Annotated in this window: 14 protein-coding genes and 1 rRNA gene; 6 read left to right on the top strand and 9 right to left on the bottom strand. The window is 39.2% G+C overall.

Translation table 11 applies throughout. From position 1 onward, the window contains the following. The 9 genes from AB1471_RS05175 to dnaA all read right to left on the bottom strand — a co-directional run. Positions 1-377: ribosomal RNA gene (locus tag AB1471_RS05175) — 16S ribosomal RNA — on the bottom strand; the annotation flags it as partial. 556 nt (positions 378-933) lie between these two features. Next, the gene (locus AB1471_RS05170) at positions 934-2040 is read right to left on the bottom strand and encodes an HD-GYP domain-containing protein (RefSeq protein WP_367778664.1); all 1107 of its coding nucleotides are present in this window, start codon (positions 2038-2040) and stop codon (positions 934-936) included. 93 nt (positions 2041-2133) lie between these two features. Beyond that, a complete protein-coding gene (gyrA, locus tag AB1471_RS05165; RefSeq protein ID WP_367778663.1) occupies positions 2134-4701 on the bottom strand; it encodes a DNA gyrase subunit A in 2568 nt (855 codons plus the stop codon). 210 nt (positions 4702-4911) lie between these two features. Then, complete coding sequence (gene gyrB, locus AB1471_RS05160; protein ID WP_367778662.1) at positions 4912-6855, bottom strand: DNA topoisomerase (ATP-hydrolyzing) subunit B; 1944 nt, start codon at positions 6853-6855, stop codon at positions 4912-4914. Positions 6856-6898: 43 nt separating this feature from the next. Beyond that, on the bottom strand, positions 6899-7150 hold the full coding sequence (gene remB / locus AB1471_RS05155) for an extracellular matrix regulator RemB (RefSeq protein WP_367778661.1): 252 nt from the start codon (positions 7148-7150) through the stop codon (positions 6899-6901). A 13-nt stretch (positions 7151-7163) separates the two neighbouring features. Then, positions 7164-8282, bottom strand: a complete 1119-nt coding sequence (gene recF, locus AB1471_RS05150; RefSeq protein WP_367778660.1) for a DNA replication/repair protein RecF — start codon at positions 8280-8282, stop codon at positions 7164-7166. A gap of 14 nt (positions 8283-8296) precedes the next feature. After that, complete coding sequence (gene yaaA / locus AB1471_RS05145; protein ID WP_367778659.1) at positions 8297-8518, bottom strand: S4 domain-containing protein YaaA; 222 nt, start codon at positions 8516-8518, stop codon at positions 8297-8299. A gap of 155 nt (positions 8519-8673) precedes the next feature. Continuing rightward, on the bottom strand, positions 8674-9810 hold the full coding sequence (gene dnaN / locus AB1471_RS05140; protein ID WP_367778658.1) for a DNA polymerase III subunit beta: 1137 nt from the start codon (positions 9808-9810) through the stop codon (positions 8674-8676). 199 nt (positions 9811-10009) lie between these two features. Beyond that, positions 10010-11356, bottom strand: coding sequence for a chromosomal replication initiator protein DnaA (gene dnaA, locus AB1471_RS05135; RefSeq protein ID WP_367778657.1), 1347 nt, complete (start codon positions 11354-11356; stop codon positions 10010-10012). A 647-nt stretch (positions 11357-12003) separates the two neighbouring features. Between dnaA and rpmH the strand changes: the two genes are divergently transcribed. From rpmH to mnmG, 6 genes are all read left to right on the top strand, one after another. Next, the gene (gene rpmH, locus AB1471_RS05130; RefSeq protein WP_367778656.1) at positions 12004-12138 is read left to right on the top strand and encodes a 50S ribosomal protein L34; all 135 of its coding nucleotides are present in this window, start codon (positions 12004-12006) and stop codon (positions 12136-12138) included. A 71-nt stretch (positions 12139-12209) separates the two neighbouring features. Beyond that, entirely contained in the window at positions 12210-12572 is a 363-nt protein-coding gene (rnpA, locus tag AB1471_RS05125) for a ribonuclease P protein component (protein WP_367778655.1), read from the top strand. Between the two features lie 84 nt (positions 12573-12656). Continuing rightward, the gene (gene spoIIIJ / locus AB1471_RS05120) at positions 12657-13421 is read left to right on the top strand and encodes a YidC family membrane integrase SpoIIIJ (RefSeq protein ID WP_367778654.1); all 765 of its coding nucleotides are present in this window, start codon (positions 12657-12659) and stop codon (positions 13419-13421) included. Between the two features lie 16 nt (positions 13422-13437). After that, positions 13438-14058, top strand: a complete 621-nt coding sequence (jag, locus tag AB1471_RS05115) for an RNA-binding cell elongation regulator Jag/EloR (RefSeq protein ID WP_367778653.1) — start codon at positions 13438-13440, stop codon at positions 14056-14058. A gap of 407 nt (positions 14059-14465) precedes the next feature. Continuing rightward, positions 14466-15851 carry a tRNA uridine-5-carboxymethylaminomethyl(34) synthesis GTPase MnmE gene (gene mnmE / locus AB1471_RS05110; RefSeq protein ID WP_367778652.1) on the top strand — a complete coding sequence of 462 codons (1386 nt, stop codon included), beginning with the start codon at positions 14466-14468 and terminating at the stop codon, positions 15849-15851. A gap of 31 nt (positions 15852-15882) precedes the next feature. Beyond that, positions 15883-17778 carry a tRNA uridine-5-carboxymethylaminomethyl(34) synthesis enzyme MnmG gene (gene mnmG, locus AB1471_RS05105; RefSeq protein ID WP_367778651.1) on the top strand — a complete coding sequence of 632 codons (1896 nt, stop codon included), beginning with the start codon at positions 15883-15885 and terminating at the stop codon, positions 17776-17778. Positions 17779-17789 lie beyond the last annotated feature (11 nt).

The following is a 17789-nucleotide window of genomic DNA, read 5'->3' as shown; positions in this document are numbered from 1 at the left end:
CGGAAGATTCCCTACTGCTGCCTCCCGTAGGAGTCTGGGCCGTGTCTCAGTCCCAGTGTGGCCGATCACCCTCTCAGGTCGGCTACGCATCGTCGCCTTGGTGAGCCGTTACCTCACCAACTAGCTAATGCGCCGCGGGCTCATCCGTAAGTGATAGCCGAAACCATCTTTCAACTGACTCTCAGGAGAGAGTCAGGGTTATCCGGTATTAGCCCCGGTTTCCCGGAGTTATCCCAGTCTTACGGGCAGATTGCCCACGTGTTACTCACCCGTCCGCCGCTAAGTTAGAGAAGCAAGCTTCTCTAACTCCGCTCGACTTGCATGTATTAGGCACGCCGCCAGCGTTCGTCCTGAGCCAGGATCAAACTCTCCGTAAAGTGTTTGATAAAGCTCATTTGTTTCATTTAAATCAAGAATTAACGTTGACGTTTTAGGTTGTTTAGTTTTCAAGGTTCAAGGTATTTCGTTTACGTTGCTCTCTCAAGCGACCAATTTATCATAACATTTTATCAGATATTATGTCAACAACTTTTTTTGTTTCTTTCAAGTTGTATTGTTCACGTCAAAAGCGACGCATACAAATATATCACGCTATCAATTTATATACAACCTCTTTTTAAAAAACTATTATAGTATCTTTTCATTCGAAAAAATGACTGAACGATCCCAGCCACTCGCGTTGGTTCTTATAAATAATTGTTCTGGTGTTCATTATCAATTAAAACAATAGTGGTAGGTACAGTACTCCAACTCCCTGTTAAAGGTTTGTTTATAATTCTAAGTTAAATAGGGATCGCAACTTGTTTGTTGCCACAAAGGGCATGCACGAATCCCGCAACCGGTTATTAGAAATAGAAAAAAGTGCATAGGGTGTTAAGAATAATCTCTGCATCCAGATACGCATTTAAGAAAAGTTACTTAGGCGTAATGTTTTTAAACGACTCGATCAATATACAGTTTGCGTTGGCGGGTCAAATCAATGATATCCCCCACTGGAATTGTTTTAACTATCGGGCGTGATAAATATTCTGACTGCGTATAAATGACTTCAGCCAATGTCCCATTAGATAGCTCAACCCGTGTTCCTGTCGCGAGGTTACCAATTAGCTTTTGAAGTGCTTTTACGACAACAATATCAAACTTGCCAAACTCATCCTCTAATATAGTTTCTAGTGCTTTAAATGGTGATTGCTTCGATCGATAAAGCCTTTTAGTTGTCATAGCGTGGTATACATCTGCCAATGCGATGATTTGAGAGTAAAGTGTAATATGATTGCCTTTTTCACCTTTTGGATATCCACTTCCATCTAGTCGCTCATGATGCTGATAAATAGCTCTTTTTACATCTTGTTTTAGTAAAGCGCTGTCCATGATAAATTGATAGCTGTAAACAGGATGTTTGCGAATCTCGACCTGCTCCTCTTGAGATAGTCCTGATGATTTATCCAGGAGCGATTTTGGCATTTTCGCCATACCTGTATCTGCCAGAAGCCCTGCCATCGCCATTTGAATACAGAGCCCTTGACTACAACCTAGTTTCTTAGCTAATAAACTACTAATTAAACCTACTGAAACAGAATGGTTAGATAGATAATCTTCTGCCTCAGGCAACTGATGAAGGCGGTATAAACACAGTTGATCTGAAGAGACTCTTTCGACTAGGGGTAAAATACTTTTTTTTAATGCAACAATATCAACCTTACTTCCTGCCTGCCAATTGCTAAATTCATTTTTATAGAGCACTACTGCGTCAGTATAAAGATTTTCAAAGCTTTTTGGTGCTTTTTCAGGAGCAAATCCTGTTTCTGTATCTTCACTTTTTTGATTGCTTAGTGTTTCATCGACAGCTTCAGCAAAAAATATGCTTCCATCTGCCTTTTTTGTAGACACTGCAATATGTTTAATTTGAAAAGCTTGCAGAACTTCAATATGTAGCGTAGTCAACATCGTATTCTTTCGAACAATCGGCTTACTTGTTAAACCCATGATGTTTTCGGCGATGACACAACCTTCTTCGAGATCTTTAACCCTTACCTTCATGGTTCTCACCTCACTAAAGATTTCCAGTTCTTTTTAATCATATTAACAAAAAAAAGAGAAAACAGGAATCTTTCTTCCTGCTTTCTCAAGATATTATTCTTCTGTTGATTTAGGGTCACTTGAATTAGTTTGTTCAGTTGAATCAGAACTCGTTTCTTTTTCTGAGTCATTTGTTTCCGAATCAGTTGTAGTTTCACCATCGACCATTCCTTCGATCTCTGCTTCTACATCTTCTTCTTTTTCGATCCTCGTTACAGTTGCAACAAATTCTTGGTCACCAAGGCGAATCAGTTTCACACCTTGTGTGCTTCGACCTGTTTGTGAAATGCCACTCACGTCCATACGGATTAAAACTCCTTGTACCGTGATGATCATGACGTCTTCTTCACCAGTTACAGCTTTAACAGCAACCATTTTTCCATTTTTATCGGTAATATTGCAGGTCTTAATTCCTTTACCGCCACGAGATTGTACACGGTACTCTGCTTCAGGTGTTTGTTTGCCGTACCCTTTTTCCGTTACAACAAGAATATTGTCGTTTGGCTCAAGGATTTCCATTCCTATAACGACATCATCATCCTTAAGACGAATTCCTCTTACACCTGTTGCGGTACGTCCCATTGAACGCACATCGCTTTCTGGGAAGCGGATCAGCATACCGTTTTGCGTACCGATAATCATTTCTTTTTCACCATTAGTGAATTTGACCGAAATGAGATCATCGCCTTCTTTTAAGTTGATTGCGATCAAGCCGTTTGTACGGATATTAGCAAAATCAGAAACTGGTGTCCGTTTTGAAATACCGTATTTCGTCGTAAAGAAGAAGAAAGAGTCTTCTCTAAATTCTTCGACACGAATCATCGCATTGATGTCTTCATCCTTGTCAATTTCAAGAAGGTTGATGATCGGTAAGCCTTTCGCTGTACGGCTATACTCCGGAATTTCATATCCTTTGGTACGATACACCTTCCCTTTGTTTGAGAAGAAAAGAATCGTATCATGAGTGGATGTAGTGAGAAGATGCTCAACGAAATCATCTTCATTTGTACCCATCCCTTGAATACCTCGACCGCCACGTTTTTGACTACGATATGTCGATGCTGGAAGTCTCTTAATGTATCCATTATGAGTTAAAGTGATGACCAAGTTTTCACGTGGAATAAGATCTTCATCTTCAATCATTTCTGATCCACCAGTTGTAATATCTGTACGTCGCTTGTCATTAAAGCGAGCTTTTATCTCCATTAACTCTTCGCGAATAATTTCAAGCACGCGCTCATCACTATTTAAAACAGATTTTAAATCAGCAATCAACGCTACTAATGCTTGATACTCTTCTTCGATCTTGTCACGCTCTAGTCCTGTTAATCGTTGCAGACGCATATCTAAAATTGCTTGCGCTTGCTTTTCAGAAAGAGAGAATTGCTCCATCAGCCCTGCACGTGCAGCATCAGTTGTTTGTGATCCACGAATTAGTGCGATGATCGCATCAATGTGATCGAGCGCAATACGTAAGCCTTCTAAAATATGAGCGCGCGCTTCTGCTTTGCGCAATTCAAATTCTGTTCTGCGACGAATCACAACTTTTTGATGCTCAAGGTAATGGTGTAGAGCTTCTTTTAGATTTAATACTTTCGGCTGTCCATCAACAAGTGCAAGCATATTGATTCCGAAGCTTGTTTGTAGAGCCGTTTGTTTATAAAGGTTATTTAATAATACATTCGCATTTGCATCACGACGAATATCAATAACAACTCGCATACCATTACGGTCAGATTCATCGCGAAGGTCTGTAATGCCATCAATCTTTTTGTCGCGAACAAGCTCTGCAATTTTTTCAATCAACTTCGCTTTATTAACTTGATAAGGAAGTTCATGAACGAGAATTGTTTCACGACCATTTGCTTTTTGTTCAATCTCAACTTTTGCACGTTGAATGACAGATCCTCGCCCTGTTTCATACGCACGTCTGATTCCACTACGACCAAGAATTAATGCACCTGTAGGAAAATCAGGACCTGGAATGTGTTCCATGAGCTCTGCAATTGTAATTTCAGGATGCTCACTAAATGCAAGTAACCCATCAATGACCTCACCAAGCTGATGTGGTGGAATGTTCGTTGCCATCCCAACCGCTATTCCGCTCGAACCATTGACTAAAAGGTTGGGAAAACGGGCTGGTAGAACGACTGGTTCACGCTCCGATCCATCATAGTTATCCTTGTAGTCGATCGTGTCTTTATTAATATCACGAATCAGCTCCATAGAAATTTTAGACATTCTCGCTTCTGTATAACGCATCGCAGCAGCTGCGTCACCATCGACAGAACCAAAGTTACCATGCCCCTCAATTAACATGTAGCGATAACTGAAATCCTGTGCCATACGGACCATCGTCTCATAAACAGCCGAGTCACCGTGTGGGTGATACTTACCGATTACTTCACCAACGATACGAGCTGATTTTTTAAACGCTTTATCAGATGTCATACCTAAATCATTCATCGCATATAAAATACGACGGTGTACCGGTTTTAAACCGTCTCTTGCATCAGGAAGTGCACGTGCCACAATTACACTCATCGCATAATCTAAAAATGATGTACGCATTTCCTGGCTAATATTGATTTCATGGACATTGGAGCTTGACGTTTCATCCATAGCGAGGGAAACCTCCTTCTCATTAAAAGCACAAGCGGGCGTTTATCTCCGACAGGCGTAAGGCAAACACTGAAGAAGGTGTCTTTGCATCCATCAGCGTTTGTCTTGTGACCTTTCGAGAAGCTGTCCGCTTAACTTTTACATTTTAGAATCAACAAATATCTTTCTTATTAAGAAAAAGAAAGGATAGAGCAATATCTATCCTGCTAGTTAAATATCAAGGTTTTTTACATACATCGCATTTTCTTCGATGAATTGACGTCTTGGCTCAACTTTGTCACCCATTAAAATTTCAAACGTTTCATCCGCTTCAATTGCATCCTTAAGACTAACTTGAAGCAACGTACGTGAATCTGGATTCATCGTTGTTTCCCATAGCTGATCAGGATTCATCTCTCCTAGACCTTTATATCGTTGAAGATTTGGATTTGGACTTGGTGATAATTCAGCAAGCACGTTGTTCATTTCACGTTCTGTATACGCATAACGAATCGATTTACCTTGCGTAATCTTGTAAAGCGGTGGCTGAGCGATATAAATATAGCCAGCTTCAATAATATTTCTCATATAGCGATATAAAAACGTCAACAGAAGTGTACGAATATGTGCACCGTCGACATCAGCATCTGTCATAATTACAATTTTATGATAACGAGCTTTAGCAAGATCAAAATCTTCTCCAATACCTGTTCCTAAAGCTGTAATAATGGCACGAATTTCGTTGTTAGATAAAATTTTATCGAGACGTGCTTTTTCGACATTGATGATTTTTCCTCGAAGTGGCAATATGGCTTGGAAATGACGATCACGACCTTGTTTCGCTGAACCACCTGCAGAGTCACCCTCAACAATATACAATTCACTAATTGCTGGATCGCGGGAAGAACAGTCAGCAAGCTTCCCAGGTAAACTTGATACTTCAAGTGCACCCTTACGTCTCGTTAGTTCTCGTGCTTTTTTTGCAGCAAGACGCGCGCGGGCAGCCATCAATCCTTTTTCAATGATTTGACGTGCCACCACTGGATTTTCCATCAAGAATTTATCGAAATGCTCTGAGAATAAAGAGTCCGTAATCGTACGAGCTTCTGAATTTCCAAGCTTTGTTTTGGTTTGACCTTCAAACTGAGGATCAGGATGTTTGATAGAAACGATCGCAGTCAAACCTTCACGCACGTCCTCACCTGATAGATTAGCATCTGCATCTTTTAATAAATTATTTCTAGATGCGTAATTATTGATTACACGTGTCAGAGCTGTTTTAAAACCCGACTCATGTGTTCCACCTTCATGTGTATTGATATTATTGGCAAAAGAATAAATATTGTGTGCAAATCCTTGGTTATATTGCATTGCAATTTCAATAGAGATCCCATCTCGTTCCGCTTCTAAGAAGACCGGCTCATCGTGAATAACTTCTTTTGAGCGATTTAAGTGTTCGACATATGACTTAATACCGCCTTCGTAGTGGAATCTCTTCAATCTATGCTTTCCATCTTCTTCAATCACACGTTTATCTTCAATCACTAGCGCTAGGCCACGATTTAAGAATGCAAGTTCCCGAACCCGATTTGCTAGTGTGTCGAAATCATATACCGTTGTTTCTGTGAAAATTTCTGGATCAGCTTTAAAACGTACAACCGTTCCAGTAATATCAGTTTCCCCGATGACTTTTAAATCATAGCTCGGAGTACCTTTTCTAAATTCTTGATTATGAATCTTGCCATTTAAGTGAACAAATACTTCAAGCTTTTCTGAAAGTGCGTTTACAACAGAAGCGCCAACTCCATGCAGACCTCCGGAAACCTTGTACCCACCGTCTCCAAACTTACCACCTGCGTGAAGAACTGTCATGATGACTTCAACAGCTGGGCGTCCCATTTTTTCATGAATACCAACTGGAATTCCACGGCCGTTATCTTCAACTACGATCGTATTATCTTCTTCTATGCTTATTTTAATTTCATCACAGTAACCTGCAAGAGCTTCGTCAATACTGTTATCAACGATTTCCCAAACAAGGTGATGAAGTCCTTTAGCTGCTGTTGACCCAATATACATTCCAGGTCGTTTTCTTACAGCTTCTAATCCTTCAAGTACTTGAATTTGATTTTCATCATAAGCTTGATGCTGTATTTGCGTTTCTTCTGCTGACACGCGATTCACCTACACTTTCTTTGACGATGCACATCTATGCACTTTATTTAAAAATAGGCTTGGACATTTTTTCCGTTCTTCTTTTAAGAGTGGCTGAAGACAATGGGGATAAATATACTTTGAAGTCTGTAATGACCATCGATTTACAGTTTGTTTGGCAAAGATCAACGATGCCGTTGTCGTTATCTTTCATAAACTGCTCCATAATAAGAGAAGCTTCAGCTACCTGTACATCCATTATTGCCACAAAATCATTCATTCTTATCATTGTGTCTTCTCCTATATGAACATACATTTAGTCAGCCTCCTCATATTTGCCTGATCATACTCCCTTTTTCAACAACAAACGTTGTCGCTTCCTTTAAGGTCTGGTGATCAATTCCTTCTACACTTGTTGTTGTGACGAAGGTTTGCACTTTTCCTTGAATCGTGTTGAGCAAGTGGGATTGGCGATAGTCATCAAGTTCAGATAACACATCATCTAGTAATAAAATCGGGTATTCTCCGATTTCTGCATGAATCAGTTCGATCTCAGCTAATTTAATGGATAAAGCGGTCGTACGCTGCTGGCCTTGTGAACCGAATGTTTGGACATCATGACCATTCACAAGAAACTGCAGGTCATCTCGGTGTGGCCCAATCAATGTGACACCGCGATCAATTTCTCGATCACGTAGATCTTCAAACTTTCCTCTAAAAGCCTGTTCAATCGTTTGAAAGTCGTCTTCTTCCGTCACTGAAATGGAGGGCTTGTACACCACTTCTAACGTCTCAAGGCCTCTCGATATGCCAGCATGAATGGGTTCTGCCCATTGCTGTAAGAGCTTGATAAATTGAAAGCGACGATGAATGATTTTGGCAGCACTCTCCACAAATTGATCGGTGAATACATCGAGCATCGTACGGTCATGCTGTTTTCTAGATTGGAGCTGCTTTAAATAATGATTACGTTGCCGCAGAATTTTTTGGTACAGAGAGCTGTCATGAAGGTAAACAGCTGAAATCTGCCCAATTTCCATATCAATAAAACGACGCCTTACTTGAGGGCTCCCCTTTACTAAGTGGAGATCTTCGGGCGCGAACATGACAACATTCATATGACCAATATATTGGCTTAGTTTCGATTGTTCAAGATGATTCAACTTGGCTTTTTTGCCTTTTTTTGAAATCATTAACTCTAATGGAAGTGAGCCATGATGTTTCATCACTCTACCTTTTATTTTAGCATAATCTGAATCCCATTGTATTAAATCTTTATCATTGGAGGTTCTATGGGATTTCGCCATCGCAAGGACATAGATGGACTCCATGACATTGGTCTTACCTTGAGCGTTCTCACCAAGGATGACATTAACGTTATTATCAAATTCAACCTTTAATCCATCATAATTTCGATAATGTACAAGCTCTAGCTGCTCGATATACATGTCATAACATCCTTCTACTCGTTCGACTTCACCACGTAAATACCTACCTCTGGAATTTGAATTTCGTCACCGTCTCGTAGTTTTCGTCCACGTCTTTGGTCAAGTTCTTGATTGATATACACTTCATGTTCACTTAAAAACCATTTCGCCATCCCGCCGCTTTGAATAACTTCAGCTAACTTTAAGAATTGACCAAGTGTGATATATTCCGTATTTATCCGAATTGGCTCTTTCACTTTGCTCACTACCTTCTTTTATGTCTAATATCTTATTTTAACCAATTTCCTAAATGAAAACAAAGAAAATTTAACTTATAACATATTTCTTTTTTATGGCCCATGATTAATAACAGATGCCCCCTGTTAGGGTCAAAACAGGGGGCGTTTTTTTCTTAATATGTCCTAACCGGAGTAATCAATTGTAGAATTGTATCATCTGATGTTGTGCGGAGAACAAATGGTCTCATCGCTCCAGTGAATTGAATGTTGGTTTCAGCACCTTCGAATACTTTCAAAGCATCCATCATATATTTCGCACTAAAGGAAATGTTTAACGCTTCTCCATCAGTACTTTTACGTTGAATCTCTTCCACGACCTTACCGATTTCAGGCGTATTTGATGAAATTTCAACGCCACCTTCTTCGCTGATCGATAACCTAACTACATTGTTACGTTCTTCACGTGCTAATAAAGAAGCACGGTCAATTGCTTGTAAAAACTCTTTTCCACCGATCGTTAAGGACGTTTTACTCTCAGCCGGAACCAACCTAGAAGTATCTGGATAATTTCCTTCCAACAATCGCGAGAAGAATAATACATGCTTCGCTTTGAATAACACTTGGTTTTCAGTAATGACAATTTCAAGTTCATCCGATGTATCTTCAAGAATTTTATTTAACTCATTTAAGCTTTTCCCAGGAATGACGGCTTCACTCTTGTCACCGTTTCCTCCACTGATCGGAGCTTTTCTCATGGCTAATCGATGGCTATCTGTTGCAACACAGTTTAATTCCCCATTTTCGATATGCCAGTTTACACCTGTCAAGATAGGGCGTGTTTCTGAGGTGGACACCGCAAATACCGTTTGTCGAATGATCGTTTTTAACAGGTTTGTCTCGATTTTTAATACACTATCTTCTTCAATTTGTGGGAGATGAGGATATTCTGTTACATCTAAGCCATTTAAATTAAATTCTGATTTACCGGAACGAATTACAGTTTGCAAGTGTGAGTGAACTTCGATCTCAACTGTATCCATTGGTAATTTCTTTACGATACCTTCAAAAAACTTAGCTTGAAGAACAATTCCTCCAGCTTGTTGAATATTAACAATTTCTTTTCCATCTTCTTCTTTTGGAATAAACGATTCAATTGAGATATCTGAGTCACTGCCAGTTAATGTTACACCCTCTTCGTGTGCCATGATTTTGATTCCGGTTAAAATTGGGATGGTTGTTCTTGAAGAAACAGCTTTCATGACATCGTTTACGCCATTAACCAGGCGATCACGTTGAATCTGGAATTTCATTTTTATAGCCTCCAAAATGTTTAGATTCTATTACTATATATATAGTATTTAAATCTTTTAAAATAATAGTAATAATAGTAGGTGCTGTGGATATGTGGATATGTCTGTTGATGACTTGATTTACTAACTTTTCCCCATGTGGACAAGATGTGTTTGAACGTGCACGTATTATCCACACTTACCCACATCTCAAGCTATTCTATTTTTGAAGTGTAGTTTTAATTTCTTTAACTTCTTGCTTGAGAGAAGTATCGTGCTCCAGTAAGTTAGAGATCTTTTCATGTGCATGTATAACGGTTGTATGATCACGACCGCCAAACTCCTCGCCAATCTTTGGTAAAGAGAAGTCAGTCATTTCACGGGAAAGATACATTGCGATTTGACGTGGGAATGCAATCGTTTTTGTACGCTTCTTCGCTTTAAAATCTTCTAATTTAATACTGAAATGTTCTCCCACTACTTTTTGAATGTCTAATATTTTAATGACCTTTGGTTTCGAGCTTGGCATAATATCTTTTAATGCTTCAGCTGTCAGGTCCGCATTTATATCTTTGCTGACGAGTGACGAATAAGCCACTACTCGTATAAGTGCACCTTCTAGTTCTCGAATGTTAGAATCGATTTGATTCGCAATATAAAGCATTGCTTCATTTGGAATGTCAAGTGCTTCTGCCTTTGCTTTTTTGCGTAAGATTGCAATTCGTGTTTCTAAATCTGGTGGTGTGATGTCCGTGATCAGACCCCATTCAAAACGGGAACGTAATCGATCTTCTAATGTAGGAATTTCTTTTGGTGGACGGTCACTTGAAATGACGATTTGCTTACTTTCTTCATGTAAGGTATTAAAAGTATGGAAAAATTCCTCTTGTGTTTGTTCTTTTCCAGCAAGAAACTGAATGTCATCAATTAATAGAACGTCTACATTTCGATATTTGTTGCGAAAATCGACTGCTTTATTATCACGAATCGAATTAATAAATTCATTTGTAAATTTTTCAGATGACAAATACACAACTTTTGCTGATGGATTGTGCTCCAAAACGTAATGGCCGATCGCATGCATTAAATGCGTTTTCCCTAATCCAACTCCCCCATATATAAAAAGAGGATTGTACGCTTTTGCTGGAGCTTCTGCTACCGCTAATGAAGCCGCATGTGCAAAACGGTTACCTGATCCGATAACAAACTTATCAAATGTGTATTTTGGATTTAACATGTTTTTAGACCATTCTTGCTGATCATCATCTTTGTTTGGTTTTTTCGGTTGAATCGTAATGTCAAAATCATCTTGGCCTTGGTTTCTTGGAATAATGAACTTCACAATGAGTTCCTCGCCCGTTACTTCTTTTAATACACCTGAAATCAATTGCGAATAATGGCCTTCGAGCCAATCACGTGCAAATTCATTTGGTGCCGTTATGGTAAGTGTGTCTCGCTTCAATGCGAATGCTTTCGTTGATTTGAGCCACGTTTCATAGCTGGGCTTACTGATTTTTTTTTCAATCGATTCTAATGCGCGGTTCCAGAGATCCGTGATATTTTCCAAGTATCATACCCTCCTAACGTAATTATTTTTCAAGAAAAATATTCTTTCTGCAGATTCCTTATATATATTCAACGCTATGAATAGGCGGAAAAACACAATGAATAGTTATCGACACAACTCAAAGGTTGTGGACAACATTCTCCATACATGTTTAAAAAAATATCCACAGTGTATCCACAATTGTGGATAATGTTTTGGGTGCTGTTAAGTTATTAAGAGTGAAAACACACTTATAATAGCAGAAAATCCTTTTAGGTGCAATGTCTCATTCTGTTTATCCACAATGTGTTTCACAAGTGCAAAATAATTGTCCACAAGGGGTGAAGGTGTGAAAAAGATGTCGATAGGTGTTGTGGATAATAAAAATTCCTGTCGAAAAAGAGTTCATAGTTGTCCACAGAGTCATTCTTAGTGGTTTTTGTGAGATGGGGGTGAATATTAAAATGTCGAACTGTTCATGATAAAGGATAGGCAGAAGTGTTTTGGGTGAAAATATTAATTCACTATTGAAACAAGTTTCCGACTCTGCTATGATGTAGAAGTTGTATGAAACGAACATTGACATTTGATATGTGAAATCTATATAATATTTTAGAATGTCTGTAGCTTGGTCATCGTTGAATGATCAATTAGGAGGTGTCTTATACATGAAACGTACGTTCCAACCAAATAGACGTAAAAGAAGTAAAGTACACGGATTCCGCGCGCGCATGAGCACAAAGAATGGCCGTCGAGTTCTAGCTCGTCGTCGTCAACGCGGAAGAAAAGTATTGTCTGCTTAGGACCACTGATTCCACTCAGTGGTCTTTTTTCACTTGAAAACCACTAATTTAAATAAAATGTAGGTGAAACCATGAAGAAAGAGCAGCGGATTAAAAAAAATCCTGAATTCCAACTTGTGTTTCGTCATGGATCTTCAATGGCGAATCGCCAGTTTGTTCTATATCAATTAAAGAAAAAAGATCAAGACGTTTTTCGACTAGGTTTGTCGGTTAGCAAAAAGATCGGTAATGCGGTTGTGCGAAACCAGGTAAAGCGCTATATAAGACAAGCTTTCTTAGAATTATCACCTCAACTTCATAAAGATTTTGATTATGTTGTGATTGCGAGGAAACCAGCAGCAGATATGAATTTTCACCAAACAAAGAGCAGTCTTATACATGTAATGGCGAAATCAAAGGTGCTGAAAAAAAGAGAGAGTCCTATGAATGGGTAATGAAGTGACCATTACATGAATATGAAAACGTGATACAATTACGTGTGGTATGCAGTGAATTTAAATATAGGGAGGAACATCTGAGTGAAAAAACGTATATTACCCCTTTTTATGATCGTGGGGTTTGTCATTCTTCTATCAGGTTGTATGGAGATCGGTGAACCGATCACAACTGAGAGTGAAGGGATATGGAACAGTTATTTTGTTTATCCATTGTCTTGGCTTATTACAAAGTTTGCAGATTGGACTGGGGACAATTATGGATTAGCAATCGTCATCGTGACTTTGCTTATCCGATTTGCTTTACTTCCATTGATGATTAAGCAAACAAAAAATACGAAAAAAATGCAGGAAATTCAGCCTGAAATGTTGAAGTTACGTGAAAAGTATTCATCTAAGGATGCTCAAACACAACAAAAGCTTCAACAAGAAACGATGGCGATGTTCCAAAAGAACGGTGTTAATCCATTAGCTGGATGTTTCCCGTTAATTGTTCAAATGCCGATTCTCATTGCTTTCTATCATGCGATTGTAAGAACGACTGAAATTGCTAATCATACCTTCCTTTGGTTTGATCTAGGTGAAAGTGATCCGTTATTTATCCTTCCCATAGTGGCAGGTATTACAACGTATCTTCAGCAGAGATTCATGATGGCTGGTAATCCAGCTGCGGCGAATCCGCAAATGAAAATTATGCTGTATTTAATGCCAGTGATGATCGTTGTATTTGCAATGACATTCCCAGCCGCATTATCCCTATACTGGGTTGTCGGTAACGTCTTTATGATCGTCCAAACGTTGTTGATCAATGGAACTGGCAGCAAAAAAGTTGACCATTCTGTGCAATAGACAGGAGGAGCCAAAAGTGATCGAAATCACAACGACAGGTGCTACGGTGGAACAAGCTGTTGCTGATGCATTATCGAAATTAAACATTTCGAAAGAGCAAGCGGAAGTTACAGTTATTGATCAAGGTAAAAAAGGGTTTCTAGGCTTAATTGGATCACGTCCTGCGAAAGTTAACGTGATAAAACGAAAAAATGCGATAGAAAAAGTTGATCAGTATATAAAAGATGTAAGTAAGCATATGGGTCTTGATGTGAGAACCTCGATCAATAAAGAAGGTAAAATGGTGACCTTCCAATTAGAAAGTGATAAAATTGCGCTATTAATTGGAAAAAGAGGCCAAACGCTTAATTCTCTTCAATACTTAGCTCAACTCGTCGCGAATCGGCATGCCGATCAATTTTTAACCATTATGATTGATGCTGAAAACTACCGCAAGCGCAGACAAGAAACACTAGAGTATTTAGCGAAAAAAATGGCCGATCAAGCGTTACGACTGAGACGTCCTGTAAAACTTGAACCAATGCCATCTTATGAACGTAAGATTATTCATAATACGCTTTCTGGCAGACGTGATATTGAAACAAATTCTGAAGGCATTGAGCCTCACCGCTACCTCATGATCAAAGTAAAGAAATAAGTGAAAAAGAATCCTCTTGTGTACGAGATAGAGGATTCTTTTTTATTTGAACAAATTTCATTTAAATGGGATAAAGATGAAATTTATATTTATTTTTTTCAATAAAATACAAAAATATTAAAAAGGATTTGTGGGTTGCTGTGTGCTTTCTCCAATAACATGCAAACATGTGGATAATCTTAAAACACGCAACTCAATACCACAAGTTGTGGATAAATCCAACTGATTTTCTTTTTTATAAGTGGAAAGTATGATATTCTAATAATTTAGAGTATCAATCGAAAGCGCAAGTGGCCGATGACCTGCAGGGGCTAGTCACTATGTAGCTGGATGTAGAATTGAAATTCCCCTTAGTAAGGGTTCTATAGATAGAATGTGGATAAAAAGAACAATGAGGTGATAGTAGGATGGAGTTCGATACAATTGCAGCGATCTCGACGCCGATGGGCGAAGGAGCGATTGCCATCGTCAGGTTGAGCGGGGATGATGCTTTTACCATTGCGGATCGTGTGTTTAAAGGTATGGGTGATAAGCAGCTTCAATCTGTCCCTTCCCATACTATTCATTATGGAAACATAGTTGATCCAGTAACGGCAGAGAACGTTGAGGAAGTCATGGTGTCAGTAATGCGAGGCCCTAAAACATTTACGCGAGAAGATGTGATTGAAATCAATTGCCATGGGGGATTGGTTACAGTGAATCGAGTGTTACAACTCGTATTGCGTCAAGGAGCGCGTTTAGCAGAGCCTGGTGAATTTACAAAACGTGCCTTTTTAAATGGACGCATTGATTTGTCACAAGCGGAAGCCGTAATGGATTTGATTCGTGCCAAAACTGACCGAGCAATGAATGTTGCGATGGGTCAAATGGAAGGGAAGTTGTCAAAGCTTGTTGGTTCACTGCGCCAAGAAATTTTAGAGATTTTAGCTCAGGTGGAAGTTAACATTGATTATCCAGAATACGATGACGTGGAAGAAATGACATTAAAGGTAATGATGGAGAAATCAACGTATGTGCGGGGGGAGATTCAGCGACTCTTGCAAACATCTGAGCAAGGAAAAATTTTACGTGAAGGACTTTCAACCGTTATTATTGGTCGTCCGAATGTCGGGAAATCTTCCTTATTAAATAGTCTGGTGCATGAAAACAAAGCGATTGTAACAGATGTTCCTGGGACTACACGTGACGTTATTGAAGAATACGTCAATGTTCGAGGTGTTCCATTGAAGTTAGTTGATACAGCTGGGATTCGAGAAACAGAAGATATTGTTGAACGTATTGGAGTGGAAAAGTCACGTAAAGTATTAAAAGAGGCGGACTTAATTTTACTCGTGCTAAACAATGCTGAAGAGTTATCTGAAGAAGATCGTCGTTTATTCGAAGCGGTCAAAGGAATGGATACGATCGTCATTGTAAATAAAACAGACTTACAACAGTCAATAAATATGGGGGAAGTACAAGAATTGTCAGCTAATCATCGTCTTGTTACCACTTCTTTACTGCAGGAGCAAGGGGTTGATGAGCTAGAAGAAGCAATTGCTTCTTTGTTTTTTGAGGGATCAATAGAAACAGGTGATATCACTTATGTATCAAACAGTCGACACATTGCTTTATTGCATCAGTCACTTCAATCGATAGAAGAAGCGATCGAAGGAGCTGAAATGGGGACACCAGTTGATATGGTTCAAATTGATTTGCGAAGAACATGGGAGATTCTCGGTGAAATTATCGGGGATACTGTTCAAGAAAGCTTGATCGATCAGTTGTTTTCACAATTCTGCCTTGGGAAATAAGGAGAAATAAAAGGAAGGAGAGTTCATCGTTATGGTGAAAAAATTTGAGGCAGGTTTTTTTGATGTCATCGTAGTAGGGGCTGGCCATGCTGGTGTTGAAGCGGGATTAGCTGCAGCACGCATGGGAGCCAAAACGTTAATGTTAACAATCAATTTAGATATGGTGGCCTTTATGCCATGTAATCCATCAGTCGGCGGTCCGGCAAAAGGGATTGTTGTAAGAGAAATCGATGCGCTTGGCGGACAAATGGGTCGTACAATCGACAAAACCCACATCCAAATGCGCATGCTAAATACAGGAAAAGGACCTGCTGTACGTGCCTTGCGTGCACAAGCAGACAAAGTACTTTACCAGCAAGATATGAAGGAAACGATTGAAAATGAGCCAAATATCACATTGCTACAAGCAATGATTGAAGAGCTTATTATTGAGAATGGTGAATGCACAGGCGTTATTTCAAAAACAGGTGCAACGTATCGTGCTAAAACGACAATTATCACAGCTGGAACATTTTTACGCGGTGAAGTGATTATTGGTGATTTGAAATATTCAAGTGGTCCAAATAATCAACAACCCTCGATTGGTTTAGCTGATCATCTGCGTGATCTTGGCTTTGATATCGTTCGATTTAAAACAGGGACGCCACCTCGTGTAAACAGTCAGACGATTGATTACACGAAAACTGAAATTCAACCAGGTGATGATACCCCTCGTGCATTTAGTTATGATACGACACAATTCATTACAGATCAGCTACCATGCTGGTTAACGTATACAAATGAAGAAACGCACTTAATTATTGACGAAAATTTACACCGTTCAGCTATGTATTCGGGTATGATAAAAGGAACGGGACCTCGCTATTGTCCATCAATCGAAGATAAGGTAGTTCGGTTTAACGATAAACCACGCCATCAAATCTTCCTAGAGCCAGAAGGACGTAATACGAACGAGGTTTATGTACAAGGACTTTCGACAAGCTTACCAGAAGATGTACAGCAAAAGATGCTTGAATCTATTCCTGGACTCGAAAAAGCACAAATGATGCGTGCTGGTTATGCGATCGAGTATGATGCAATTGTTCCAACGCAGTTATGGCCAACATTAGAAACAAAAAAAATTCGTAACCTTTATACAGCAGGTCAAATTAACGGTACATCAGGTTACGAAGAAGCAGCAGGTCAAGGCTTAATGGCTGGAATTAACGCAGCTCGTCGTGCATTCAATAAAGAAGAAGTAATTCTGGGTCGCTCTGATGCGTATATTGGCGTGTTAATTGATGACTTAGTGACTAAAGGAACGAATGAACCATACCGTTTACTAACATCTCGTGCTGAATATCGTTTGTTACTGCGTCATGATAATGCAGATTTACGCCTATCGGAAGTGGGACATAACATTGGTCTTGTCACTGAAGCTCGTTTTAATCGTTTCACTGCTAAAAAAGCGATGATTGAAGCGGAAATTAAACGTTTACGTGCAACCATTATCAAACCAAATGAACAAGTGCAAGCGCTAATGGAAACGATCGGTAGCAGCGGCTTAAAAGACGGAATTAGAGGATCAGACCTTTTAAGACGCCCTGAAATCACGTACAATCATATTAAAGAGCTTTCACCTTCAACGATTGAATTAACACTTGATGTAGAAGAACAAGTTGAAATTCAAATTAAATATGAAGGATATATTGAAAAATCATTGCAGCAAGTCGATAAATTAAAGAAAATGGAAAATAAAAAAATTCCAGATCGTATTGATTACGATGCGATCAATGGACTTGCGACTGAAGCACGTCAAAAGCTTCATGAAGTTCGTCCGCTTTCCATTGCGCAAGCATCCCGTATCTCAGGGGTAAATCCAGCTGATATCTCGATCTTACTTGTTTATATTGAGCAAGGTCGCATTGCAAAAGTTTCAGGTGAATGAGCTAAAGGAGA

The sequence above is a fragment of the Jeotgalibacillus marinus genome (assembly GCF_040801915.1).
Classification (GTDB): domain Bacteria; phylum Bacillota; class Bacilli; order Bacillales; family Jeotgalibacillaceae; genus Jeotgalibacillus; species Jeotgalibacillus marinus.
The sequence above is the reverse complement of the archived record's forward strand: the minus strand, read 5'-3'. Positions and strand labels throughout refer to the sequence as shown.

Bases quoted from the DNA above. Each gene is read 5' to 3' on its own strand.
- AB1471_RS05170 (WP_367778664.1), bottom strand. From the start codon at position 2,040: ATGAAGGTAAGGGTTAAAGATCTCGAAGAAGGTTGTGTCATCGCCGAA.
- recF (WP_367778660.1), bottom strand. From the start codon at position 8,282: ATGTATATCGAGCAGCTAGAGCTTGTACATTATCGAAATTATGATGGA.
- gyrA (WP_367778663.1), bottom strand. From the start codon at position 4,701: ATGGATGAAACGTCAAGCTCCAATGTCCATGAAATCAATATTAGCCAG.
- rnpA (WP_367778655.1), top strand. From the start codon at position 12,210: ATGAAGAAAGAGCAGCGGATTAAAAAAAATCCTGAATTCCAACTTGTG.
- rpmH (WP_367778656.1), top strand. From the start codon at position 12,004: ATGAAACGTACGTTCCAACCAAATAGACGTAAAAGAAGTAAAGTACAC.
- mnmE (WP_367778652.1), top strand. From the start codon at position 14,466: ATGGAGTTCGATACAATTGCAGCGATCTCGACGCCGATGGGCGAAGGA.
- mnmG (WP_367778651.1), top strand. From the start codon at position 15,883: ATGGTGAAAAAATTTGAGGCAGGTTTTTTTGATGTCATCGTAGTAGGG.
- remB (WP_367778661.1), bottom strand. From the start codon at position 7,150: ATGTATGTTCATATAGGAGAAGACACAATGATAAGAATGAATGATTTT.
- dnaN (WP_367778658.1), bottom strand. From the start codon at position 9,810: ATGAAATTCCAGATTCAACGTGATCGCCTGGTTAATGGCGTAAACGAT.